The following is a 25,960-nucleotide window of genomic DNA, read 5'->3' as shown; positions in this document are numbered from 1 at the left end:
TGGCTTATGCCAAATTTTTGGTAGTCGATTAATATTTTACAATATTGCATGACATTTGGCGAGTGTGTAAATAAGCGTTTTGTTAATAAAATTAACAAATAAACAATTAAAATGAACATAAACTAACTAATTTTATGCATTTTTATTTATTTTAGATATAAATAAGCACATTTATAAAAATTTGAGCACATGATTTGTAATGCTTATTTTGAAGGAAAAATATTAATCATGTTAAGAAAAATTCTTTAATTGATTGTGTTGTAGTTGCCAAATTGACTTATTTTGTATTAAAAATTGACTTATTTTGTATTGACTAATCGCGTGAAATGCAAATTTGAGCTTGTAACATTAATAATCTTATGCAAGCTTCTCATACTAAAGTATGACGATTTTATATAAGAGCATTTTTATATCAAAATTTAATATCAAAATCCCTATTATTCCAATGAAAATATCAGCCTTACGCACTATAGAGAATGCGTTTTTAATCACGTAAATTGTAATTGTAAGGTAATCACAGAAGTATGTGAGGTGCAAAATGAGTGTTGAAAATAGTCAAGATACGCGTTTTACGCAAATGAATTATTCCGCTCAAGAAGGTTTGATTGGCGAGACTGCGGTTGCAGCTTTGCATGTTGTTAAAGATTTTGGCAAGGGTGCAGGCATTGTTCACGCTTTGCGAGATGTTAGCGTTAGCTTCGAGCGCGGCAAGTTTACTGCGATTATGGGCCCTTCTGGTTCTGGAAAGTCAACTTTAATGCATTCTTTGGCTGGTCTTGACAGCGTTAATTCTGGAAAAGTTTTGGTAGATGGCCTAGATATTACAGGTATGAGCGATAATCAGCTTACGCTTATGCGCCGCGAAATGGTTGGGTTTATTTTCCAAAGTTTTAATCTTCTTCCAATGTTTAGCGCTGAGCAAAATATTCTTATGCCTCTTACTTTGGCAGGCAAAAAGCCAGATAAGCAATGGTTTAATACTTTGGTTAATACTCTTGGCTTGCAAGATCGCTTAAATCACAGGCCAGCTGAACTTTCTGGTGGTCAGCGACAACGCGTTGCAATTGCCAGAGCTTTAATCTCTAAGCCTTCCGTAGTTTTTGCAGACGAGCCTACTGGCAATCTCGATTCTGCTTCCAGCTTGGAAGTTTTGCATTTTTTGAAGAAGTCTGTAACGGAACTTGGTCAAACTGTGATTATGGTTACTCACGACGCTGTTGCAGCGTCTTATGCAGATCGAGCAATCGTATTTGCAGATGGTCAAATCGTTGAAGACGTGCAAAATCCTACTGCAGAAGGCATGAGCAAGATGCTTATGGAACGCAGCGAGGCTGGCGTTAATAATCAGCCTGCTCAATTGCAATAAAAGGGGTGAAGTTAGAATGTGGAAAATCGCACTAAAACTTATGCGTAAAAGCGTGCGCATGCTAATCGCCTCTGGAATTGCAATTCTTATAGGCAGCATGTTTATGAGCGCTACTTTGCTTTTTGCAAACAGTGTTGATGACTTGATGGTTCGTAACGCAACAAATGAATTCGGTAGCGCAAATTATGCAATCTCATTTAGGAATCCTAACAGTTCTCCGAGTAGTGAAATTCATTATAAAGACCTTCATTTAGACGAAATATCGAAGATGCCTGGTGTTAATGGCATTCGTAGTGATGATGCGACTGCTCTTGTAAGAGTGGAAAAAGGTGATAAATCAGTTACGAGTATTGCTTGGTCTAATGGTTTGTATGGAAATCTTCCTGTGTATAAATCAACAGAAGGTAGAGAACCGCAAAAAATAGGTGAAATAACTCTTATTAAAAGTATTGCTAAATCAATACATGTAAACATTGGCGATACTATAACTTTGGTTAAAGTAGATGACACTGGCGGAGATAAAGAAAAATCGTACGATGTTCGTGTGGTTGGTCTTGTTGATGATGGAGAGCATTCTCAAATACCATTTTCAAATCGCGGCACATATCTTGGTGGCGTAACGAATGATTTTTGTGCAAAACTCAACAATCTTAAGAATTTTGACAATGAAGTTGTGCAAAGCAAAGTGTACATGAGTATTGATGAATCTAAAATAAACGATTTATCTCCTAAGATTAACTCTTTGCTTCCTTCGAGATTCTCTCTTATGTCTAGGTATGAAGTTGGCGTAAGAGCTGTTCGAAATGTGTCTAACGGTACCAATTTTGTAACCATGTTCTTGCTATCTTTTGGTATTCTAGCGTTGCTTATTTCTTCGCTCGTTATAGCAAACACATTCCAAGTTTTGGTTGCTCAACGCAGACGCACTCTTGCACTTTTGCGCGTAATCGGTGCACAATCGCACCAGCTTTATGCAGCAGTTTTGCTTGAAGCTGCAATACTTGGAGTTATTTCTGCGGCTGTTGGCGTGCTTTGTGCAATCGGATTTATGGGCGCAATTAGTAACGTGAATATTAATTCTGGACCGTTATCTAAGATTCCTTTGATTGTTTCGCTTCCAGCGGTTGTGTGGCCAATAGCAATTGGCACGATTGTAACAGTTCTTGCATCTATGGGTGCTGCGAGGTCGGCTACAAAAGTAACGCCTATGGAAGCGCTACGACCAATGGATTTGATTAAAGATAAGCGTGCAAGCATTATTCGCGCTGTTTTTGGTGTTGTGTTTATTGTTGTAGGCATTTTAGCTACGGCTTTAAGTGCTACTTCTTTAGCAAGCATGATTGCGAGGAGGTCTCCTACTGCTGGTTCTGATTCTTGGATGACTTTGCTTGGAGCAATGTTTGGTTGCGCGCTTGTTTTTATTGGTATTGTTATGACATCCATATTCTGGATGCCGTTTGCTATGAAGGCAACTGGCGCAATCATGGCACTTTGTGGTCCTGCATCTAAAGTTGCTAACGCAAACGTGCAAAGAAACCCTAGAAGAGTTGCGGCAACTGGAACGGCTTTGCTTATTGGCGTAACGCTTGTTTCAACGGTAGTAACTGGCGCAATATGTGGTAAAGCAACTCTTAAAGGTGTTGTTGATGACCATTACAGTGTTGACATTATTATTCAAGGCAAGAATGTTGATGAATCTTTAGCTGCCGATATTTCAAAGATTAGTGGAATAAAGCATACTGAGTTGCTTCCTGCAGTTCCTATGACTTTTAAGAACGCTAAGGGCGAAACTGAGTATGCTATGGCAGCTGGAGTTGATAATACAGATCAACTTAAAAATGTAATGCACACTGACCTTGATGGCGTTAATATAAACAAAGATTCTGTGCTTTTGCCTAAGTTTAATGGAGAAGGCGGAGAGCCTTTTGAGCTTAAAAAAGGAAACCTTAATCTGCAAGCTTACGTAGAAAAGTACAGTTCTGATGAAACAGACAGTAATAATATTACGCCATTTACTGGCATGAATACAGACTCGAGTAATAACGATAAGAGCATTACTGTAAAGCAAGTTCAGTTTAAGAAGTATAGAAATGTTAATATATATTCAAGGAATACTGCTTTTGTTAGCAAATCTTACTTCAATAACTACCTTAAGCCTACAACGCATATTTTGCTTATTTCGGTAGACTCTAGCAAAGCTAATCTTGTAGATATTGTTAAAAATATTAGAAATATTACATCTAGCTATGCGGAGGTTATGGCTGGTGGAAGCGTGTTCCAACGAGCGCAGTGGGAGAGTGCTATCGACATAATGATGATGTTGCTTGTTGGCTTAATAGCAGTAGCTGTTGTGATTGCTTTAATAGGCGTTGCAAACACATTAAGCTTGTCGGTTATTGAGCGAACCAAAGAATCTGCAACTTTGCGCGCAATCGGCATGACAAGAGGACAGGTTAGAAGATCTCTTGCGTTGGAAGCAACGTTGATTTCCCTAACAAGCACTGTTTCTGGCTTGATTGTTGGAACAGCGTTTGGATGGATTGGATCCTACATGGTGTTTAGCGCAATTGGCAAAGTTCCGTTTGTAATTGATTGGACTATTTACGCGGTTCTTGCTCTAATCGCTTTACTTGCAGCGCTTCTTTCCAGCGTTCTTCCAGCTCGTAGAGCAGTGAAGTCTTCTCCAGTGGTTGCGCTTGCGGAGGACTAATCGCTAGAAACGCAAAACAAAATGCGGTTGCAATTTTAATCATTCAATTAAGAATTGATTAATTTGCAACCGCATTATTTTTATAGAAAAGATTTATTATTTATAAGAACAGTCGCATTATTTTTTATTTTTATAAAATGATTAAACAAGACTGTTCTCGTAAGCAAACACAACAGCCTGCACGCGGTCTCTTGCATTGATTTTTCCCAAAATATGCGCAACATGCGTTTTAACTGTTGGCAAGCTAATAAACAGTTTATTAGCAATCTCTTGGTTAGACAGTCCGTGAGCAATCTCTACAAGAACTTCGCGCTCGCGATCTGTTAAGTCATTTAAGCAAGAATCGTACGTGTTTGCGCTTTGCTCGTTTTTAGTCGCAATCTCTTCTTTTGATTTTTCTTCATCGTTAGGCTTAGAGATCATCGACTCAATCAAACGCTTTGTAGCAGTTGGAGCAATAATTGCGTTTCCTTGATACACAGTTCGTATTGAATTAAGCAATGTTTCTGGCTCTGTGTCTTTAAGCAAAAATCCCGATGCGCCCGTATGAATCGCAGCCATAACGTATTCGTCTAAATCAAAAGTAGTTAAAATAATAATGCGCGTATTGCTATTAGCATCTTCTTGCAAGATTTTGCGCGTAGCTTCCAAACCGTCCATGTTAGGCATGCGCACGTCCATCAAAATAACGTCTGGATTTTCCTTTGACGCAACTTCTACAATTTCATTTCCATTCGCTGCTTGCGCAACAACTTGCATATCTTTTTGCGAGTTGATTACCATAGCAAATCCTGCGCGCACAAGCTCTTGATCGTCTGCGATTGCGACTCGAATTACTCCATTGTTTTCCATATTTTCCATGTTTTCCATACTATCAATTTATTCGTGTTTGTTTGCAAGTCTGTGTTGAATTTGTTCATCTAGTGGGGCAGCAGGGCGAACCGCAATCTCAGCTACATTTGCACTATTATTTGATGAATTAACACTTGAGCCTGTTTCTCGCAAAATTCCAAGTAGTTTTCGCATGTACCTAAGTGCTGAGCGACCTTCATCTCCAATGTTTTTAAAAGCCTTACTAATTGCTTCAATTTGTTCTTGTTCCTGTGATTGCTCTTGTTGTGATGACTTTAGCTTTTCTGCATTGCTATTTGATTTTTCGTATTCATTTAGCATATTGATTCTACTATTTGCAGCATCAATTACTTTATGCAATGTAACAGCAACTTTTTGCTGAATATTTGCGCTAATGCGCTGCCGTTCTGCGTTTGCTGCAAGTACTTCTAGCTGTTTTTGTTCTTGTTCTAATTCTGTTCTGCGCGCTTTTAGAATCAGCAAATTATTATCATCGTTTCTGCGGTAATAAGCAAATGTAATAGCAGTAAAACAAATTAACGCAACTATAAAACCAAAAACTAATCCTACGGACGCCATTTGCATAATGTCATAAAAATTAGTTGTGTACGCATTAGAAGTAAAAAATCGTATTGGAGTTTCATTTTGCGGAATATTTCTTGATGCAACACCAATTTTTACAGCAAAAATAGCAGATTCGGCGAGTACTACTGCGCTAACCCATTGCCATGCGTGCTTTTTGCCATAGAGCACAGCCGCATAGACAATGGCTGGTATAAAGAAATTAGCGAATAAAATATTCGGCAAGCATATAAGCTGTATTGCAGAAAATACTGCTGCAATAATTGCGCACATAGTTGGAGCTTTTCTACGAAACATAAATGGAATCATAGTAGTAAGCGTAAGTATTCTATAAAGTATTTGAAATGAAAGCGAGCTTGAATATTGCGAAGTCATTCCAGTTCCAACAGTAAAATCGTAAGTTGGTATAAAAAGCATTAGAACAGTCCAAGGTGACGCATAAATAATGTCTCCAATAAGCCAATGTTTTTCAAACCATTGCGATACTTTTTCAATCCTATTTTGTGAATTATTTGCTTCTGGCAAAACTTTTGATGAGGTTTTATCGCTTGCATTTTCAGGTTTTTCTTGCGTTGATAATGGATTATTAACTTTTACGTTTTTATAACTAACATTAGAAATACTATTTAGTGCAGAAGCAGTAGTGTTTGATTGATCTGTAATGTAAGAGTATGGAATAAAAGCAACAATACTAAATGTTCCATCGTTTTGTATTCCATAATCAAGTGTTCCATGAAGATTTTCAATGCGCTCTTTCATGCCAATTAAGCCATAACCATTTTTATGTGGCACACCACTATTTTGCTCTTTATTAGCTTCAAGCTTGTGTACTTCATTTGTGATTTTTAGTGTTAAGCCTTGTTCGTTCCACTGTTCGTGAATGTTTATTTTAATGCCATTTCCTGCGTGCTTCCGAATATTAGTAAGAGATTCCTGAACAACGCGATATGCAACGGTTTGTGCGTCCGTGTTAAGTCTATTTTGAGAATTTATGCCATCAACAGTGTGCCAAAAAATATTATTAGGAGATGCAATTTTTGCTTGCTCAATAAGCGAAGGTATGTGATTAAAATCCAATTGAGCGGATGGAGCGTCTGTTAAAGCTTCTAGCAGTCGGCGCATGTCGTGAACGGCGCGCTCGGCTTCGTTTTTAATAATATGCATTGTTTTTTTAGCAAGAGAAATATCTTTGGTTGCTGCATAGCGACCACCGTCTGCTTGAACAATAATAATAGAAAGCGTGTGAGCAACAATATCGTGCATATCCCTAGCGATTCTAGCGCGCTCTGCAGTAACAGCAATATGCTGAGCTTTCTTTCGGTACGCGCGAATAGCGTTATTGTTCTCTTGTAAAAGTTGAATAGTGTGTACGTGAGTGCGCTGCCAGTAGCCAATAATAACCGTAATTGTAGTAATAATAATCGCAAAAATTATATTAGGAATTGCAAAATCAAGTATAATTGAAACGCAATTTTTAATGTTACTACTATTTATATTTTTTACGCTACAAGAATAACTAGCTTTTAAATGATTGATGCCATATATTGGCCCCATTACAATATTCCACGATATTGCTGCGCAAGATAATACTGTTGTTACGTAAGCTGCAATAACAAAAGCTTTTGAATGTTCTGGATTTCCGCGAGCAATAGCATTAACAAGCAGCACAAAACCAAAGAAATCAGCAAAAAGTTGAGTAGGGCCAAATATTACTTGCAAAATGCATGCAACAATAAAAATAACAGCTGTGTGTTCGGGCCATATTCTTCGTACTGAAAGTAATGATGCAACAACAATATTTATAAGATAGGTTGTAATTAGTGAACTTTGCGTCAAGAATCCGTCAACATTGTTTATAGGATACCGATTGCTTGAAAGTGTAAAAAGAATAAGTGGAATAATGCCCCACAATATATCGTTTAGCGTAAGCTCAGTGCGTAAGCGTTGTATGGCTTTGTTAAACGTGTGAGATATTTTCATAACTACTAGGCTAGTACACGGCACTTTATAGAACAATCGAACTTTAGTATGATTTATGTAAGAGTGTGTATTTTTGTATGTGATTTGTTATTGCAACGTTGCATGCGAGTGCAGAAAGGAATGTTTACAATGGCACTGCTAGCAAAGTATTACGTACCAGGATTGTATGTAGAAGAGCGCGCAATCGATGTTCCTTTAGACTGGGAGCAAAACACTCCAGGCGATTCGATTAAAGGGGAGAAGATTCGCTTATTTTGCAGGGTTATTAGTGCTCCAGAACATGCGCATGACGATTTGCCTTTGCTAGTGTTTTTGCAAGGAGGCCCAGGCGGTCAGTGCCCTCGTCCGCTTTCGCCGTCTAGCGATGGTTGGATTCAAGAAGCAATTAAGCATTTTCGCGTAGTCTTGCCAGACCAGCGTGGTGTTGGGCGCTCTTCTAGGGTAGATGCTTCTACGATTAAGCGCATGGCAGACGACGGCGTGAGCGTAGAGCGGCAAGCATGGTACTTAAAGCGATTCTTAGCAGATTCTATTATTCGCGATTTTGAGCATTTGCGCTTAACTGAGTTTAATGCAAAGCCGTGGGTTTCTTTGGGTCAAAGCTATGGTGGATTCTTAACGCTTACGTATTTGTCGCTTTTCCCGCAGGGATTGATTGCAAGCTTCACAACTGGCGGCATTCCTCATGTTCCTGCAAATGCGCGTGAAGTCTATGAACATACTTTTCCTCGTATGGCGCGTAAAACTGAGCAATTCTATGAGCGCTATCCGCAGGATGTTGCGCGCGCTGCTGCTATTGCAGATAGGATTTCTCAAGGAGATGTTTTCTTACCTAATGGCGAAAAGCTAACCGTTGAGCGATTCCAGACTCTTGGATCATCTTTTGGCATGAAGCCAAGTTTTGAAAGAGTTCATTGGTTGATTGACTCCGCATTTTCGGATGGAGATGGATCTCTTAAGGCATTTAAGCATGGCGGTGGAACAGCAGACGGCTATTTAAGCGATGAGTTTCTTTACGGTGTTATGGATGCAACATCTTCTAGTCCGCTATATTGGCCGCTGCAAGAATTTATTTATGCTGATGGTGAATTAGAGCACCCGATTTTGTGGGCAGCTCAGCAGGTTAGGGAAACAATGCCAGAGTTTTCTGGTAGCGCGCGCCCGCTTCTTTTTACGGGCGAAGCTATGTTTCCTTGGATGTTTGATCAAGAAAAAGCTTTGCAACCATTCTTGCCAGCAGTTGACTGCTTAATGAGCGACAAGCAGTTTGGCAAGATTTACGATTTAGATCAGCTTGCAAATAACGAAGTTCCTTTGCAAGCAGCGGTTTACTTCGACGACATGTACGTTGATTCTGGTCTTCAGTTAGATACGCTTTCGCGTATTGCAAACTCCCATTATTGGACAACAAACGAGTTTGAGCACGATGGTGTTCATGGCGACTTTGTGTTCCGTCATTTGCTAGAAGAGGCAAAGAATCGTGGAGATTTGGAGTCTATTTATAAGTGATATAAGTGATAAGTAATATAAGCGGTAAGTAACTTTGATTAAAGTACCTAACAAATGATTAGATATACAAGTTATATATACAAATGATTAGATGCTTAATAAAAAGTTAGTGTTTATTTAGTGTTCGTTTTAGTGTTTAGATATTAAGGGGATTTGTTAATGAGTTCTAACTCAATTGGAACCGTTGGATTTATTGGTTTTGGAAACATGGCTCAAGCAATTGCTCAAGGTTTGATTCGCGCTAATGTTTTACAAGGTAGAGATATGGTTGCATGCGCGGCGCACTTTGAAAAACTTGTTAATAATGCAAGCAAATTTGGCGTAAAAGCGTTAAAAAGTGCGTGTGAAGTTTGCGATTCTAGCAATGTTTTAATTTTGGCTGTAAAACCAAATCAAATAGAAGAAGTTTTGCAACCTATTGCAAAAACTATTGTAGAAAGAAAAATCGCAATTATTTCCGTTGCAGCAGGCTGGACTCTTAAGCGTTACCAGAATCTACTTGGCAAAGATGCTAATGTGCAATGCATTATTCCAAATACGCCAATCGCAGTTTGCCAAGGAGTCACTCTAGCAGAAAGCGAAAATACACTAACGGATAGTCAACTAGAAGCTTTTAATGCTATTTTTAATCCGATTTCTTTAGTCGAGCGAGTAGATAGCGAGCACATGAATATTGCAATGTGTGTTTCTAGTTGCGCTCCAGCTTTTACTGCTATGTACATGGAAGCTTTAGCAGATGCTGGCGTAAAGTATGGTCTAAAGAGAGATTGCGCATATCGCTTGGCTGCAAAGATGATTGAGGGAGTAGGCGCGTTGTATATGGATACGCGCGTTCACCCAGGTGTTATGAAGGACGCAGTATGTTCTCCTGGTGGCACTACGATTCGAGGTGTTGCAAAGCTAGAATCGTGTGGTTTTAGGGGAGATGTTATTAGCGCGGTTGACGCAATTCAACAAAAATAAAACATTACGAGTATAGTAGTGTAGTCACTTCCGCTAGCTGGTCTAAAGTAGGTAATATGTCTTTAACTATTGGAATCGTAGGTTTGCCTAACGTTGGTAAATCAACTATGTTTAATGCGCTAACACGAAATAACGTTTTAGCGGAAAATTATCCATTTGCAACAATCGAGCCAAATACTGGTATTGTGCCTTTGCCAGACAAGCGTTTGCCTGTTTTAGCAAAGCTTGTTAAAACCGAGAAAATCGTTCCAGCAACCGTTACATTTGTTGATATTGCAGGAATCGTTAAGGGTGCTAGCGAAGGCGAAGGCTTGGGAAACAAGTTCCTTGCTAATATTCGCGAAGCAGATGCTATTTGCGAAGTTGTTCGCGCGTTTAACGATGATGACATTGTGCACGTTAATGGCAAGGTAGATCCTGCAGACGATATTGACACAATCAACACGGAGCTTATTCTTGCGGATTTGCAAACAATCGAGAATGCTTTGCCAAAGTTAGAAAAAGATTTACGTGGCAAAAAAGTTACTCAAGAATACGTTGGCGCAGTGAACAAAGCTAAAGAAATTCTTGAATCTGGAAAGACGATTGATCAGGCTCATAACGAGAAGTTGATTAATAAAGACGACGTTTACGATTTGCACTTGCTTACTGCTAAGCCTTTTATTTACGTGTTTAATGTTGACGATTCAGAGCTTTCGGATGACTCTTTGAAGTCTAAGCTAGCGGCATCTGTAGCTCCTGCAAAGGCGATTTTCCTTAACGCGCAATTTGAGTCGGAGCTTACTGAGCTTGATGAAGAAGATGCTCGAGAAATGCTTGCAGATGCAGGATTACAAGAATCTGGATTGGATCAGCTTGCGCGCGTTGGCTTTGATATTTTAGGGCTTCAAACCTATTTGACTGCTGGCGTTAAAGAAGTTCACGCATGGCAAATTCATAAAGGTTGGACTGCTCCGCAAGCTGCAGGCGTTATTCACACAGATTTTGAGCGTGGATTTATTAAAGCAGAAGTTGTTTCTTACAATGATTTTGTTGAAGCTCAAGGCTCTATGGCAAAAATCAAGGAAGAAGGAAAGCTTCGTCTTGAAGGCCGCGATTACGTTATGCAAGACGGAGACATTGTTGAATTTAAGTTTAATGTGTGATTAGTTAGACAATAATCATATTAATGTGTAACGGCGCTGCTTAGGCACTATAGTATAGTATCGAAGTGGCGCCTTTTATTTTGTTTACTTATGGAGATTTTATGAATATATTTTATGCTTTCAAAAGCATGTTAAAGTCGCTTATTTCGCGATTTGTGAAATATGTTATTAGCTTAAAATCTCCAAAAAATCGCAAAATTTTCTACAAGCGTGCGCTCGCTTTTCTAATTGTTTTGGTCTTCTTTAGTTTTGTTGGATTCCAAGTATCGCATGTTGTTCAAGAAGCAAATAAGCGTATTTTTGTAAATCTTAAAGCACAATATTTTAAGTCAAACAAGCTTGATTCCGCTTTAAGTAATGTAAAAAGTAAAAAAGGCGATAATTTTGGCGCAAAGTCGAAAGCAAAAAAGACGCCATTAGAGCATAATGATAAGTCCAAAGATAAGTCTAATGATAGCTCTAATGCACAAAATCAAAATGCGAATGCAATTGATTTTTCTAACTTATGGAAGATTTCCACAGGCGGTCAATATCCAAATCTTTCTGGACTAGATGAAAATCATTTGCAAATAAATGTAGACCTTAAAAAACAACGTGTTTATATTTATGCGAATAATAATCTTGTTTATACAATGATTGTTAGCTCTGGAATGAATAACTCCACACCTAAAGGCGATTTTAGAATAGGGCATAGGGGATATCATTTTTACAATAGAACAGAAGGAATGGGTGGAGACTATTGGGTTGGTTTTATAGGAGCAAAGTATTTGTTCCACTCTGTTCCAACTCGTGCTAATTTTGGCGATTATATTGTAGAAGAAGCGCAAAAACTTGGGGTCCCTGCATCGCACGGATGTGTGCGATTAAGTGTTCCAGATGCTAATTGGTTCTATACGAATATTCCAGACGGAACAGCAGTACATATTGAATAATCTGTTTTAGAGTTATGTGAAGCATTTACGTAAGTAAGAAATATAAAAAATCAGGAGATTTCAAAATTCAATCCCCTGATTTTTTGTTTGCGCTTTAATTGCGTTTGTTTTAACTGCGTTTGTTTTATCTATGTTTGTTTATTAGAAGAACAAAACGCTAGCTGCACAGGCCAATGCTGTTAGAACTATAGATGCCAGGAAGCTTGCTAAGAATGCTGCTTTTCCTTGCTTAAATATAACTCTAAAGTTTACGTTGATTCCAAGAGCAGCCATAGCCATTCCAAGGAAGACGTATCCTGCGTCTACAAGTAGTGATGCGTAGGACGAAACAAAAGGCACGTACGTACCAATAACAGATGCTGCAATAAATCCAAGCATAAACCATGGGAAGTTGATTTTGCGCTTTCCGTTATCTTCTACTTGGCTATGACGAGCGTTCCACCAAATTGCAATAAAGATTGATGTAGGAACAAGCATAAGAACTCGAGTAAGCTTCATGATTGTTGCAACGTCAATGCTTCCAAAAGCTCCGCCCGCTGCAACAGCGTGTGCGATTTCGTGGAGCGATGCGCCAGATGCAATTCCAAGTTGCTGCTTAGTCATTCCAAAATGAGGAAGAATAAAGATTTCTGCCAAAGCATAAATTGTGCCCATTATTGCAACTGTTGCAACAGCCATAACTTCGTTTTGTTCTTTTTCGTCCTCTTCTTGTGGAAGAACGGGCATAGATCCCGAAAGACCCATAACAGCTGCAGCTCCGCAAATGCTTGTGCCTCCTGCGGTTAGCATTGCAAGTTGTGGGCTAACCTTAAGAAGTTTTGCAATATTGTATGTAACGCAAACCATAACAGCAACGAGTACAGCTGCGATTGGCAAGCACTTTAATCCTTGAGTAAATAGAACGTGCAAATTTAGCTTAAAGCCAAGCAAAATAATGCCTAGTCGAAGTAGCTTATTTGCGATTAGGCCAGCAGATGCTTTAACGCCTGCTCGTCTAGAATCATTGTTCAACTTGTATACGTGCAAAGGCAGCTGCAGAGCCATACCAATAAGCAACGCAATAATAAGAGCTCCCAAAAGGCTTAGGCCTGGGAACTGCTTGAGCCAGCTGCCGATTAAGGAAGCTAGAAGTGTAAGCACAGCTATAAGAGCCATGTTTGTTGTGCAGATTTTCTTTTTCCATGTATCAAAGAAATTAACCATTTAGCCAATTATTCTCTCATAATCGGACAAAAACGAACAAAAAATCAAAAATATTTACACATTTTCTAGCATTTTGTTGTAATGGCAAGCGACACGCCTATATAAAAATCACATAATAAAACATATTCGATAAAAATTTATCGTAGTTTTGTATTAGTTCCATTTACATTGTGCTTAATTAAATCTTGTTGAAAAAAATCATAATTGTGTAATCATTATATGTAGTTAAAGAGGTAATTATGTGCAATATTAATATTCAAATTAAACGCATTTATGAATCGTTTGATGAACATGATGGCTTTCGGGTATTAGTAGATAGATTGTGGCCTAGAGGAATAAGTAAAGAAAAGGCAAATCTTGATTTGTGGTGTAAAGATATTGCTCCATCAAGTGATTTGCGAAAATGGTTTAGCCATAAGCCTGAGCGCTTTAACGAATTTTCTAATCGTTATATTGAAGAGCTAGACGAGAATCAAGATTGTGTAAACCAAATCGTAGATATATGTAGAAAAAGTAAAAAAGTAACGTTTTTATATGGAGCGAAAGATCCGCGTATAAATCATGCAATTGTATTAAAAGATTACATTCAAAATGTTTTGCAAAATTAAGATTGTAATAAGCGAATCTAATACATAAGCAAAAGTTTATGTTTATAAACTTTTATGAGTAATAATTAGTGGTGTTTGATGCGTTTTCGACACACCGATTTTCCTTGATATTTCAACAAAACAAATTTATAAATTTATTATTTTTCAAATTGTCTCGACACTTTGTGATTAGTACATTACAATGACCACTTGGCTAGGGGGCGGCGGTTGGTATAGCCTCTGCAAAATCTGCCAAACCTGCGCACAAGTAGTGCTTGTTTTTTTTTTAAGCTGGCGCTTGTTTTGGTGGTTGTTTTTTCAATCACAAACGTATATATAAACTTGTTTTATGCAAGGAGAAAACGATGAAATCGTTGTTTACATGGCAGCTTCATGGAGACGGAAAAACTTTGAAGCCAGGAGAAGTAGTAGAGCCAGATGAGCGTTTAACTTGGACTCGTACTGCTGGTATTGGTGCTCAGCATGTTATTGCTATGTTTGGCGCAACATTCTTAGTGCCAATTCTTACAGGCTTTGATCCGTCTACTACTTTAATGTTCACGGCTCTTTCTACAGCACTGTTCTTGTTGATTAACGCAAATAAGCTTCCTAGTTATTTAGGAAGCTCTTTTGGTCTTATAGCACCTGTTATGGCTGTAACTGCTGCGCATAAGGGTATTGCTGTAGCAAGCTTTGGCATTATGTGCACAGGTATTCTTCTTGCGCTAATCGGTGTGCTTGTGCATTTTGCAGGAGCAAAGTGGATTGACGTTATTATGCCTCCTGTTGTTAACGGTGCAATCGTTGCAATCATTGGCTTTAATTTGGGACCAGCTGTTTGGGGTAACTTCCAAAAGGCTCCAGACACTGCTTTAGTAACTTTGGTTGCAGTTATGCTTATTGCAGTGATTTTCCGCGGTCTTCTTGGACGACTGAACATTTTGCTTGGTGTTCTTGTTGGCTACGCTTATGCATGCTTCCAGGGTCAAGTTGACTTTAGTAAGATTGAGCAAGCTTCTTGGATTGGATTCCCTAAGTTCCACACTCCGCAAGTTGACTTCTCTGTTTTGCTTATGTTCTTGCCAGTTGTGCTGGTTCTTATTGCAGAAAATGTTGGTCACGTTAAGTCTGTAGCTCAGATGACTGGCCGCGACTACGATTCCAAGATTGGTACAGCTTTGTTTGCAGACGGCTTAGGCACTGCAATCGCTGGTTGCTTTGGCGGTTGTGGTACTACAACCTATGGCGAAAACATTGGCGTTATGGCTGCAACAAAAGTGTATTCTACTGCCGCTTATTGGTGCGCTGCATTCTTTGCATTCGTATTAAGCCTTTGCCCAAAGTTTGGTGCAATTGTAAACTCCATTCCAGCAGGCGTTTTGGGTGGTGTAACCACTTTGCTTTACGGCATGATTGGCATGATTGGCGTTCGCATTTGGGTAGAGAACAAAGTGAACTTCGATAAGCCAGTTAACATTATGATTGCTGCAATCGTTATGATTATTGGCATTGCCAACTTCCAATTTGCTATTTCTGGAATTCAGTTTAACGGTATTGCAATCGGCACTGTTGTTGTGTTGGTTGTGTACCACATTATGAAAGCTATTGGAAAGCTTACTGGAACAATCGCTAAAGACGATCCAGATGTTGCTTAGCATAAATGCTTCAATATGATTTAATTTAATCAAATTAGGCGCGTTCGCTACTTTTGCGAGCGCGCTTTTTTGTAATTATTTTTGATTACACAACAAACACAACACGTAGATTGGGAATAGTTAGTATAGTATTATTAACCTTATGTTGAAAGTCATTATAGAAATACTCATTGGCGTTGCATGGGCTGCTTTTGGCGCTTATATGGCTAAAAAACCTAAAAACACTAAAGTGCATAAGCGTTCCGATTATTCAAGCGATGGAAAGAAAAAGAGCAATCAAAATAATGATTTTGTCGATACTTCTGCGAATGCTTCTGCGGATGATTCCAACGATCAAGATGTAGTTATAGAAAGCATTGATGAAGATAATAGCAATGCAAATGTTGTTGCTAAAGATGAGTCTAAAGATGCTTCTAAAGATGAGTCTAATAGTGAAAACAAAGATAAGACTTCTTCAAAGTTTGCAAAAAAAATAAAAGATTTGGCAGACTATTATAGTGACGATGATGACCTTGGTGACCTCTTTAGCGATATATTAGAAGCTAAGAAAAAACTAGAAAACGAAGGCGACTCGCCCAAAAATAGTGATACTAGCGATGCTAGCGAAGATAGTAAAGATAGTAAAAGCAATAAAAGCAATAAAAGCGATAGAAAAAACTCAAATAGTAAGGAGAATAATCGCTATATGAGAATAGATTTTGATGTAAATAAGTTTGTTGGAAAATCAAGAAAATGGCGTTGGATTATTGTTGCAATAGTAGTAGCAATAGCGTTTATATGCTCAATTATTTTTGGTTTTTCTACTTTTATTACAGATTGCATGTGGTATGCGCAACTTGGATTTGAGAGCGTAATCTGGATTCAACTAGCCGCTAAAATCGGCGTTTGGGCTTTATACGCTCTGCTTATGGCTGCGTTTGGGTATTTGTCTGCATATATTGCGATTAAAAAACGCCCTGGAAGCGAAGATGGCGTATATGTTAAAGAAAAAGGCAATATTTTAGACACTAAAAAGGGAATAAGCTCTAAGCTTGCAATGCATGTTGCAGGAGTTGTGTCTTTGATTGTAGGCGCTGTGTTTGGAATGCAATTCTACAATCATTGGGTGCAAATTTTGCTTATGTTTAACTACCAATCATTTGGTATTAAAGATCCGCAATTTGGATTTGATAACGGTTTTTATGTGTTTGCTTTGCCAGGCTTGCGACTTTTTACAAGAGCGTTTATTGTTCTTCTTGCTGTTTCTTTGCTATTTAGCGTTATAACAAACGCTTTGATGGGAGCTGTAAGGATTACGCTTCCTGTAGATGGAAAGGGCATTTTTAGCATAACTAAAAGCGCAAGGCGTCAAATTTCTGCGTGGTTTATGCTAGTTATTATTTTCTGGTCCGTTTTGCAAATATTAGATGTGTTTGCGATTGTAAATTTGGATGGTTCTAAGATTACTGGAGGATCTTACACAGATATGAATGCTGGTGTTCCTTCCAGCATTGCAATGGCTGTAATAACACTAATTGTTGGAATTGTTATAACAGCGTGGCTGCTAAAGTCTCACGCTCTTAATGGAAATGTAAAAATTGGCACGCGATTTGTTGTAGCTGTTAAAGCTTGGCGCACGCCTGCTGTAGCTGTTGCATCTTTAGTTGTATGCGCTATGGTGTTGTCTTTTGCTTGGCCTGCTCTTTTGCAACGTTTTAAGGTAGCGCCGAATGCACAAGAATTAGAAGCCACTTATATTCAGCGAAATATCGATGCAACTAAGTTTGCGTATGGCTTAAATAATGTTAAAAAAGAATCGTATAACGCTACTTCGGAAGGAAAGTCGGGAGCGCTAGCAAAAGAAGCGGAGTCTACTGCACAAATCAGGCTTTTAGACCCTCAAGTAACTTCTCCAACATTCCGTCAATTGCAGCAATCTAAGCAATACTATACTTTTGCAGATACTCTTTCTGTAGATAAGTACGACATTGATGGCGTGAGCCAAGACACGGTTATCGCTGCGCGCGAGCTTGATCTAGCTGGAAACGATAATCGAAATTGGGTTAATGACCACACTGTTTATACGCACGGGTATGGCGTTGTTGCAGCTTATGGAAATAAAGTTACTGCAGATGGTCAGCCGCAATTTATGGAGTATGGAATTCCAACTCAAGGAAAGCTTACAAAGTTGAAGAAGTATGAGCCGCGTATCTACTTCTCGCCAAATGCTCCAAAGTATTCGATTGTTGGTTCTCCAAAAGGCTCTGCTCCTTGGGAATTTGATTATCCAACTGGCTCAAATGGTGCTTTAACAACGTTTAAGGGAAATGGTGGACCAAGTGTAGGTAACTTCTTCTCTAAGCTGCTGCACGCTATTCGTTTTGAATCAGATCAAATCTTATTCTCGGATAGAGTTACTGCAAATTCTCAGATTTTGTATGATCGCGATCCTAAGACTCGCGTTTCTAAAGTCGCTCCATACTTGACATTAGATGGGCGCGTTTACCCAGCAGTTGTTGACGGACGAGTTAAGTGGATTGTTGACGGATATACAACGTCCGACTCTTACCCATATTCGCAAATGACTGATTTTGGGCAGGTGACTCAAGATTCTACAACAACAACATCTCGTTCGATTAAAGGTTTGACTAATCAGCGAGCAAACTATATTCGCAATTCAGTTAAAGCTACTGTTGATGCGTACGACGGTTCTGTTGACTTGTATGTGTGGGATAAAAAAGACCCTGTGATTAAAGCTTGGAGATCAATATTCCCAGGGCATTATCACGATATTTCTAAGATTTCTGGCGATTTGATGAGTCATATTAGATACCCAGAAAGCTTGTTCAAAGTACAAAGGCATTTGCTTGCAAAGTATCATGTTGACAGCGCAAGCCAGTTCTTCTCGGGAGAAGACTTCTGGCAGACTCCAGTAGATCCTACAGAATCTCAAAGTCTTCAGAGAGAAGATATTTTGCAACCTCCATACTATTTGACTTTGCAAACTAGAGGAGCAAACAAGCCAGTATTTTCGCTTGTTTCTACATACATTCCTGCTGGAAGATCTACTCGAGAGATCCTAACTGGATTCTTGTCTGTAAATTCAGATGCTGGAAATGTTGCTGGAAAAGTAAGCGAAAATTATGGCCAACTAAGACTTCAAGAGTTACCTAAAGTTTCCAATGTTCCAGGACCTGGTCAAGCTCAAAACAACTTTAATGCTAATGCAAATGTTTCTAAAGAGTTGAATTTGCTTGAATCTGGATCAACTAAAGTTAAGCGTGGAAACTTGCTTACATTGCCACTTGGCGGTGGATTGGTTTACGTAGAGCCTGTTTACGTACAATCTAGCGGATCTACTAGCTACCCATTGCTTAAGAAAGTATTGGTTGCTTTTGGAGATCAAGTTGGATTTGCAGACACTTTGGATGAAGCATTAAACCAAGTATTTGGAGGAAACTCTGGCGCAAATGCTGGAGATGCTTCCAATAATTCTGGCGTAAACAATATTGCTTCTAATCCTAAGCAAAAAGATTCGACTAAGAATAGCGAAAATGGCAATAAAAATGCCAATGCTAAGGCAGACGCTGATTTTAGTGCAAAAGCAAAAATGGCTCTTAAACGAGCAGCTCAAGCGCTAAAGGATTCGGATGTTGCAATGAAATCTGGAGATTGGCAAGCGTATGGCAAAGCTCAAAAAGAGTTAAGCGATGCGATTAACGATGCTATTAAAGAAGACTCTGGAAAGTAAAAGCAAAAGTCAAAGAAGCGCATAAAGCAGCTTTAGATTAATAAAAATAATGCCGAGCATAGTTTAGATTATGTTCGGCATTATTTTATGTGTTGGCTTTATGCGTTTTTACATTTGATTATCTGGGTCTTCGTCGTCTTCTACAGGACCGAGCAATAATCGCTCGCTTATATTAACTATGCCCATCAATATTGCTGTAAACGCAATAATTACGAATGTTGCAGAAAAAATAAGCGGAGTGCGGAAAGAATTATATGCAGCTTGCAGCCAAATACCTAATCCTTGACGAGCGCCAAGATATTCTGCAGTAGTAGCTGCGCCAAAAACGTAGGCTGTGCTAATGCGAATTCCACCAAAAATTTGTCGAGCTGCAATCCTTAATTTTACGTGCCAAAGCGTCCAAACTCGTCCCGCTCCGCATGTGAGAGCTACATCGCTATAAAAACTTGGAACTGCATCAAGACCTCTAATTGTTTGAACAGCAATAGGGAACATGCTAAAAATAGCTACGATAACAATTTTTCCAGACATTTCGAAACCGAACCATATAAGAAATAGCGGGGCAATCGAAATAAGTGGTAACGTTTGTGCAGCACAAAGAAGGGGGAACAAAGCTGCGTGAACCAGCTTGCATACGTGAAAAAGTACGCCCAGTAAAATGCCGCACACAATGGCAAGACTAAAACCAACAATTGTCTCTTCAATAGTTGCAAGGGTTGCAGGCCATAATTGTGGCCATACATCGAAAGTTGCTTTAGCAATATCTGTAGGAGTTGGAATAGAATTTTCTGGAATTTTATAGAATTCGCAAGAAAGCTGCCAAAAAATTAGTAATGTAATAGTAGAAATTATTGTTGGCAGATAATTGTGCAGTAGTGTTTTCCAGCGCGCGCGCGTCATGGAATATCGTTCCTTTCAGTATACAAGCCATAATGCTTGTTGTAGCTGCTTGACTGCTGCCCCAATCAAACAACGTAAAATTTTACAAACTTTCTTGTATGAAAATATCACATAGCTAGTATGTAGTTATCAAGCGTGTATTTTATGCGTATTTGTCTTTCGATTAGTGCATAATTTAGTCGTTTCGTGAGTCAATGTGTGGCAAACCAAAAGTTCTAATTTTTTGGGGGCATTGAACGGCGCGGGCTAGGCCCTTGATACCGTTTTCTGCCAAGTTCGTGTCACATTCCCAGAAAGCGGTTATTTATAAGAAAGCTAGGGAATTCATGATATGCGAATTATGGCGTAATGTGCGAGCTTTTTGTTTGAAATCTAATAAAAATATTATGCGTGCAATAGCAGTTTTTATAAGCTCATGCTGTATTCTGTCTTTGTGCGCGTGCGGATCAAACAATAGTAAGCAGAATAGTAAATCTGGTCTTCAAAACATTTCGTTTATGCTTTCGTGGATACCTGATACTAATCATATTGGCATATACGTGGCAAAGCATATGGGATGGTTTAAGCAAGCTGGTTTACACGTGAATATTTTGGCTGTATCTCAAACTGGTGCCGAGCATGCTGTTGACTCTGGTGCTGCGGATTTTGCTTTAAGCAATATTACTAGTCTTGCAGATTTCAGTACAAAAGGTACTAAATTGAAGGAAGTTTTGCAAGTTCAGCAAAAGCCTAGCGCAATTTGGTGCTCTCTTTATAAAAATACTAAAATTCATTCTCCTAAAGACTTTGATGGTAAAACTTTTGCAACCTTTGGATCTGCAGAAGGTGATGCTGTGATTCGTAGAATGATTCAGCATGATGGTGGCAAAGGTAAGTTCGATAAGGTTACTGTTGGTACTTCTACGTTCCGTACGCTTGAATCTGGAAAAGCTGATTTTGGTGGTTTTTATGGTACTTGGGAAGGTGTGCAGGCGGAAATGTATGGTCCAAAGTTGCGTTGCTTTAAGACAGCGGATTATGGAGTTCCTGGTCAGCCAGATACGATTGGTGTTATTACTAACGCAAACACAGTTAAGCGCAATCCGAAGCTTGTTCGCGCTTTTGTTAAAGCCGTTAAGCGCGGTTATGAATACGCTTACGATCATCCAGATGAAGCTGCAAACATTTTAGTAAAAGAAGCTCCTGAAGCTAATCTTGATGTGAAATTCGTTAAGCGAAGCATGAAGATGATTGTTGACGGGCAATATTGGGGTAATCGTGCAGACATAAAAAGCGGCAAGTTTGTGTTCGGCACAAATGATGTTAAGGGTGCTCAAGAATACTTTGACTTCCTAAGTAAGGAAGGTGCGTATACGGATTCTAAAGGCAAAGTAACATATAAAACTCCTCAAGCAAAAGAATTAACTACGGACGAATTTTTGAAGTAGTTTACGCAATGACTTGAGTCTTGCTAAAATAAAGTACAGTATATGAGGGCGTATCGGGTAGTTGTATAATCCAGCTTCAATCGGTACGCCCGTTTTGTTGTTGAGTTTATAAGATTGGGCGTGAATTATGGCTTCGGATTTTTGGCTTATTGCTGGCCTTGGCAATCCTGGATCTAAGTACGAAGGTACTCGTCATAATATGGGATTTATGGTTGCGGATTTGCTTGCTGAGCGATGGTCAATATCTTTTTCTGACCATAAAGGCTTGTCTAAACTTGGCAAGGGAGTTATGAATTTAGACGGTAAGCTTGCAAAGTTCTTTCTTGCTAAGCCGCTTACTTTTATGAATGATTCTGGAGCTGCAATATCTTCTATAAGCTCTTATTATCAAATTGAGACTGACCATATTGTGATTGTTCACGACGATATGGATTTGGATTTTGGGCGCATTAAGGTAAAAGCTGGAGGCTCTGCTGGAGGTCATAACGGTATTCGTTCTATTGATCGCAGTCTTGGAACTCCGCAATATGCGCGCGTAAGAATGGGTGTTGGGCATGCTCAGCGTGGTGCTCATGCTCACGATAATACTGTTAATTGGGTTTTGGGCGGATTTGCTGGTGCGCAAAAATCTGAACTTCCTAATTTTTTGACAGATGGCGCAGATGCTGTAGAAAGTGTGATTTTCCGCGGGCTTGCAGCCACTCAGGAGCATTTTAATGGCAGATAAGTATGATTCTTTTGCTAACAAAATGCTAGATTCTAAAGATTTTAATATTTCTGATGCTTCTTTTGAAAGCATACTTAAAGATATTTGTAAGAAAAATGATTCGTTTAAGTCTTTAGCTTTGCTTGAAGAAGATTTTTCTAATCCTCTTAATGTGTATTGTCCAAGTGGAGCTAGAGCTGCTGTAGCTGCTGCAATGGCTACTAAAAAGCCTGTTGTTTTAGTAGTTCCATCTGGTAGAGATGCTTTGGAATCACTTGAATCAATACGAGATTTTTATAATGGGAACCCTAAAGATATTGCTAATCTTGAAGCTTGGGAGACTCTTCCGCACGAGCGTCTTTCTCCTAGAGCAGATACTGTAGCAAGCAGAATGGCGGTTTTTAGGCGATTAAAGCATCCGCAAAGTGGGGAAGATGGCAAAAGTGGCAAAAGCGGCAAAAGTGGCATGTTTAGCCCAATTCGCGTTCTTGTTATGCCAGTTCGATCTCTTATTCAGCCAGTTGTTAAGGGTCTTTGCAACGTAGAGCCGCTTGTTTTTGAATGTGGCAATGAGATTTCTATTGAGCTTGCTACAAAGCTACTTGTTGAAAACTCGTATAATCGCGTGGAACTTGTTATGAATCGCGCTGAATTTGCTGTTCGAGGCGGAATTATAGACGTTTTTCCTCCAACAATGGATCATCCTGTGCGTATTGAGTTTTTTGGAGATGAGATTGATGCAATAAAACAATTCCACGCATCTGATCAGCGCACTTATGGGAAGAATATTAATAGTGTTTGGGCTACACCTTGCCGAGAATTGCAGCTTACAAAAGATATTCAAAAACGAGCGAAGTCTTTGATTGGTAAAATTCCAAATGCTCAAGATATGCTTGAATCAATCGCAAATGCAATACCTGTAGAGGGTATGGAGTCTTTGATTCCAGCATTAGTTGACAACATGGAACCAGTGGAAAATTTGCTTGATAAAAACGCAATAATTTTGGTTTCCGACTTAGAAAAATGCAAGCGCGCAGCTAACGATTTAGTTAAAACAGCAAACGAGTTTTTGGCTGCAAGTTGGCATGTTGCTGCGTCTGGTAAGGGTGCTGGCGCTCCAATAACATTCGATAAAGCGAGTTTTCTTGATTTTGGCAGCGTTTTAGAAAATCTTGAAAACAACAATCATCAAGTAATTAACTTAAACAGTTTTGCAATAGATAAGTCGCTAGAAACCGTTGATTCTAAAGAAGAAAACGAAAATAAAGTCGTAAAAAATAACTATTTAGACTTGTGCATTAAATCTCCTCAAGAATTTAGAGGAGATAGTGAGAAGATTTCTAGCGGAATATCTGGTCTTATTTCTAACGGATACAAGGTTTATATTAGCGCTGCTTCAAGTGGAATTTTATCAAGACTTGCGCGAGCTGTACGCGCAAGTGGCGTATTTGATTTTTCGGCAGTTCAATCGAAAATAGTTGACGGTTTTATAGATACGCAAAGTAAAATTGCAATTCTTAGCGAAAGAGATTTAACAGGAAAGTCTTCTTCTGCAAGTGGTTTTAAGTCGCCAAAGCGTAGAAAAAAAGAAATCGACCTTCTAGACCTTAAGCCAGGAGATTTTGTTGTTCACGAACAGCACGGAATTGGCAAATTTATAGGCATGAGGCAGAGGAATGTAAAAACTTCAAACGGAGAAGCTGCACGCGAATACTTGGAAATTGAGTATGCGCCAAGTAAACGCAATGCTCCTGCGGATAAGCTTTTTATTCCAACAGATCAACTTGATTTAGTTAGCAAATATATTGGTGCAGAGATTCCAAAGCTAAATAAGCTTGGAGGCGCAGACTGGGCTGCTACAAAAGAAAAAGCGCGAAAAGCTGTTCAAGAAGTTGCGCAAGACTTGATTAAACTTTATTCTGCACGAGCATCTAGCAGCGGATTTGCTTTTAGCGCAGACACTCCTTGGCAAAAAGAGCTTGAGGATGATTTTCCATACCAAGAAACTCCAGATCAGCTTACGACTATTGACGAAGTTAAGCAAGATATGCAAAAGCCAATTCCAATGGATAGGCTGATTTGTGGAGATGTTGGTTTTGGCAAAACCGAGATTGCTGTGCGCGCTGCTTTTAAGGCAGTTCAAGACGGAAAGCAAGTGGTTGTTCTATCGCCAACAACTCTTTTAGTTCAACAACATTACGAGACTTTTACTAATCGCTTTTCTGGATTCCCTATAACTGTTGCTGCAATGAGTAGATTCCAAAGCGAAAAAGAGGTTAACAATACTATTCAAGGCCTTGAATCGGGCGAAGTTGATGTTGTTATTGGCACGCATAAGCTTTTGAATCCAAACATAAAATTCAAGGATTTAGGGTTGGTGATTATAGACGAAGAGCAGCGTTTTGGTGTTGAACACAAGGAGACTTTGAAAGCTTTGCGCACAAACGTAGACGTGCTTAGCCTTTCTGCAACGCCAATTCCTCGAACGCTTGAAATGGCTGTTACAGGTATTCGCGAAATGTCTACTCTTGCTACGCCTCCGGAAGACCGTTTGCCAGTCTTGACTTATGTTGGAGCTTACGAAGACGCGCAAGTGGCAGCTTGCGTTAAGCGAGAGTTGCTTAGAGGTGGCCAAGTATTTTACGTGCACAATCGAGTAGAAGATATTAGTAAAGTTGCGACTAATATTCAAAAACTTGTGCCAGATGCTAGGGTTGCGATTGCGCACGGAAAAATGGGTGAGAAGCAGCTTGACACTATTATTCGTGATTTTTGGCATAGAGATATTGACGTTCTTGTTTGCACTACGATTATTGAAACGGGATTAGATATTTCTAACGCTAATACGCTTATTGTGGATCATGCAGACAGATTCGGCCTAAGCCAGCTTCACCAATTGCGCGGGCGCGTTGGCAGAGGTCGTGAGCGTGCGTACGCATACTTTTTGTATGATCCGTCTAAGCCTATGACTCAACAAGCGCATGATCGCCTTGCAACAATTGCTCAATATACTGCTCTTGGATCTGGATTCGATGTTGCTATGAAGGATTTGGAGCTTAGAGGCACTGGAAACTTGCTTGGCAATGCGCAAAGTGGCCACATTGAAGGCGTTGGATTTGATTTATACGTGCGAATGGTTTGTGAAGCTGTTGAAAAATACAAAGAGCCAGAGCATAAAGAAACTGTTTCCACGTCTATTGATTTGCCTGTTGAAGCTTCGATTCCAGTTGATTATATTGATTCCGACAAGCTTCGTTTAGAAGCGTACCGTAAGCTTGCTTCCGCTAACAATAATAAGGATTTGCAAGAGTTGCGAGATGAGTTGCTTGATCGTTTTGGTGAGCCGCCTGAAGCGTTTAGCATATTGTGCGATGTTGCTCGCTTGCGTTTTAAGGCTCGTGATCTTGGTATTACGCAAATTAGCTCTCAAGGTAAATCGGTTCGTGTTATTGGTTTAGATCCAAAAGAATCGTTGTGGATGCGTTTGCAAAGGATTTACCGCGGAGTTAAGTATCGTCCGCTTACTCATACGCTTATTATTCCATCGCCTTTTGAATCTTCACTTGGAACTAGCGCAATGAGTGAGCGCGAAATACTTGATTGGGTGCGTCAACTTCTTGAAGATTTAGCTTGGTAAGGTGAATTATTGCGTTGTTTATAAATAAAGGCGGCCGCTATTTTTGCAGTCGCCTTTATTCACATTATTTTCGAGT

The 25,960-nt window shown here is 39.3% G+C and carries 16 protein-coding genes; 12 read left to right on the top strand and 4 right to left on the bottom strand.

The window, feature by feature from the left end; genetic code table 11:
• Positions 1-538: 538 nt before the first annotated feature.
• Together HXT36_RS02520 and HXT36_RS02515 are read left to right on the top strand one after the other, a co-directional pair.
• Positions 539-1,366, top strand: a complete 828-nt coding sequence (locus HXT36_RS02520) for an ABC transporter ATP-binding protein (RefSeq protein ID WP_415688307.1) — start codon at positions 539-541, stop codon at positions 1,364-1,366.
• A gap of 16 nt (positions 1,367-1,382) precedes the next feature.
• Positions 1,383-4,076, top strand: coding sequence for an ABC transporter permease (locus HXT36_RS02515; protein ID WP_421779164.1), 2,694 nt, complete (start codon positions 1,383-1,385; stop codon positions 4,074-4,076).
• A gap of 141 nt (positions 4,077-4,217) precedes the next feature.
• Here the strand turns inward: HXT36_RS02515 and HXT36_RS02510 are convergent, their stop codons facing one another.
• Together HXT36_RS02510 and HXT36_RS02505 are read right to left on the bottom strand one after the other, a co-directional pair.
• Positions 4,218-4,937: a response regulator gene (locus tag HXT36_RS02510; RefSeq protein WP_116285777.1), complete on the bottom strand. Its 720-nt coding sequence runs from the start codon at positions 4,935-4,937 to the stop codon at positions 4,218-4,220.
• Between the two features lie 18 nt (positions 4,938-4,955).
• Complete coding sequence (locus HXT36_RS02505) at positions 4,956-7,490, bottom strand: DUF7134 domain-containing protein (RefSeq protein ID WP_116285778.1); 2,535 nt, start codon at positions 7,488-7,490, stop codon at positions 4,956-4,958.
• Positions 7,491-7,619: 129 nt separating this feature from the next.
• Between HXT36_RS02505 and HXT36_RS02500 the strand changes: the two genes are divergently transcribed.
• The 4 genes from HXT36_RS02500 to HXT36_RS02485 all read left to right on the top strand — a co-directional run bounded on the left by HXT36_RS02500 (position 7,620) and on the right by HXT36_RS02485 (position 12,039).
• On the top strand, positions 7,620-8,999 hold the full coding sequence (locus HXT36_RS02500) for an alpha/beta fold hydrolase (RefSeq protein WP_162861511.1): 1,380 nt from the start codon (positions 7,620-7,622) through the stop codon (positions 8,997-8,999).
• A gap of 159 nt (positions 9,000-9,158) precedes the next feature.
• The gene (proC, locus tag HXT36_RS02495; RefSeq protein ID WP_415702242.1) at positions 9,159-9,962 is read left to right on the top strand and encodes a pyrroline-5-carboxylate reductase; all 804 of its coding nucleotides are present in this window, start codon (positions 9,159-9,161) and stop codon (positions 9,960-9,962) included.
• A gap of 56 nt (positions 9,963-10,018) precedes the next feature.
• Positions 10,019-11,107, top strand: coding sequence for a redox-regulated ATPase YchF (ychF, locus tag HXT36_RS02490; RefSeq protein ID WP_004132823.1), 1,089 nt, complete (start codon positions 10,019-10,021; stop codon positions 11,105-11,107).
• Positions 11,108-11,208: 101 nt separating this feature from the next.
• The gene (locus HXT36_RS02485) at positions 11,209-12,039 is read left to right on the top strand and encodes a L,D-transpeptidase (RefSeq protein ID WP_421779163.1); all 831 of its coding nucleotides are present in this window, start codon (positions 11,209-11,211) and stop codon (positions 12,037-12,039) included.
• A gap of 141 nt (positions 12,040-12,180) precedes the next feature.
• Here HXT36_RS02485 and HXT36_RS02480 read toward each other — a convergent pair whose 3' ends face one another.
• Complete coding sequence (locus tag HXT36_RS02480) at positions 12,181-13,242, bottom strand: YeiH family protein (RefSeq protein WP_020757141.1); 1,062 nt, start codon at positions 13,240-13,242, stop codon at positions 12,181-12,183.
• A gap of 239 nt (positions 13,243-13,481) precedes the next feature.
• Between HXT36_RS02480 and HXT36_RS02475 the strand changes: the two genes are divergently transcribed.
• The 3 genes from HXT36_RS02475 (at position 13,482) to HXT36_RS02465 (ending at position 19,214) form a co-directional block, all read left to right on the top strand.
• The gene (locus HXT36_RS02475) at positions 13,482-13,850 is read left to right on the top strand and encodes a DUF488 domain-containing protein (protein ID WP_020757142.1); all 369 of its coding nucleotides are present in this window, start codon (positions 13,482-13,484) and stop codon (positions 13,848-13,850) included.
• A 344-nt stretch (positions 13,851-14,194) separates the two neighbouring features.
• Positions 14,195-15,484 carry a uracil-xanthine permease family protein gene (locus tag HXT36_RS02470; protein ID WP_116285783.1) on the top strand — a complete coding sequence of 430 codons (1,290 nt, stop codon included), beginning with the start codon at positions 14,195-14,197 and terminating at the stop codon, positions 15,482-15,484.
• Positions 15,485-15,626: 142 nt separating this feature from the next.
• On the top strand, positions 15,627-19,214 hold the full coding sequence (locus HXT36_RS02465; RefSeq protein ID WP_421779162.1) for a UPF0182 family protein: 3,588 nt from the start codon (positions 15,627-15,629) through the stop codon (positions 19,212-19,214).
• A gap of 108 nt (positions 19,215-19,322) precedes the next feature.
• Here the strand turns inward: HXT36_RS02465 and HXT36_RS02460 are convergent, their stop codons facing one another.
• On the bottom strand, positions 19,323-20,114 hold the full coding sequence (locus HXT36_RS02460) for an ABC transporter permease (protein ID WP_020757144.1): 792 nt from the start codon (positions 20,112-20,114) through the stop codon (positions 19,323-19,325).
• Positions 20,115-20,500: 386 nt separating this feature from the next.
• Between HXT36_RS02460 and HXT36_RS02455 the strand changes: the two genes are divergently transcribed.
• The 3 genes from HXT36_RS02455 (at position 20,501) to mfd (ending at position 25,884) form a co-directional block, all read left to right on the top strand.
• On the top strand, positions 20,501-21,541 hold the full coding sequence (locus HXT36_RS02455; RefSeq protein WP_230479362.1) for an ABC transporter substrate-binding protein: 1,041 nt from the start codon (positions 20,501-20,503) through the stop codon (positions 21,539-21,541).
• Positions 21,542-21,668: 127 nt separating this feature from the next.
• The gene (gene pth / locus HXT36_RS02450; protein WP_421779161.1) at positions 21,669-22,268 is read left to right on the top strand and encodes an aminoacyl-tRNA hydrolase; all 600 of its coding nucleotides are present in this window, start codon (positions 21,669-21,671) and stop codon (positions 22,266-22,268) included.
• Positions 22,258-25,884: a transcription-repair coupling factor gene (gene mfd / locus HXT36_RS02445; RefSeq protein WP_421779160.1), complete on the top strand. Its 3,627-nt coding sequence runs from the start codon at positions 22,258-22,260 to the stop codon at positions 25,882-25,884. Before pth ends, mfd begins: the two co-directional genes overlap by 11 nt.
• Positions 25,885-25,960: the final 76 nt, after the last annotated feature.

The organism is Gardnerella sp. DNF01144, assembly GCF_049244245.1.
In the GTDB taxonomy this organism is placed as follows: Bacteria; Actinomycetota; Actinomycetes; order Actinomycetales; family Bifidobacteriaceae; genus Bifidobacterium; species Bifidobacterium piotii.
Note: the sequence above shows the minus strand (reverse complement) of the source record. Positions and strands in the feature narration are given on the sequence as shown.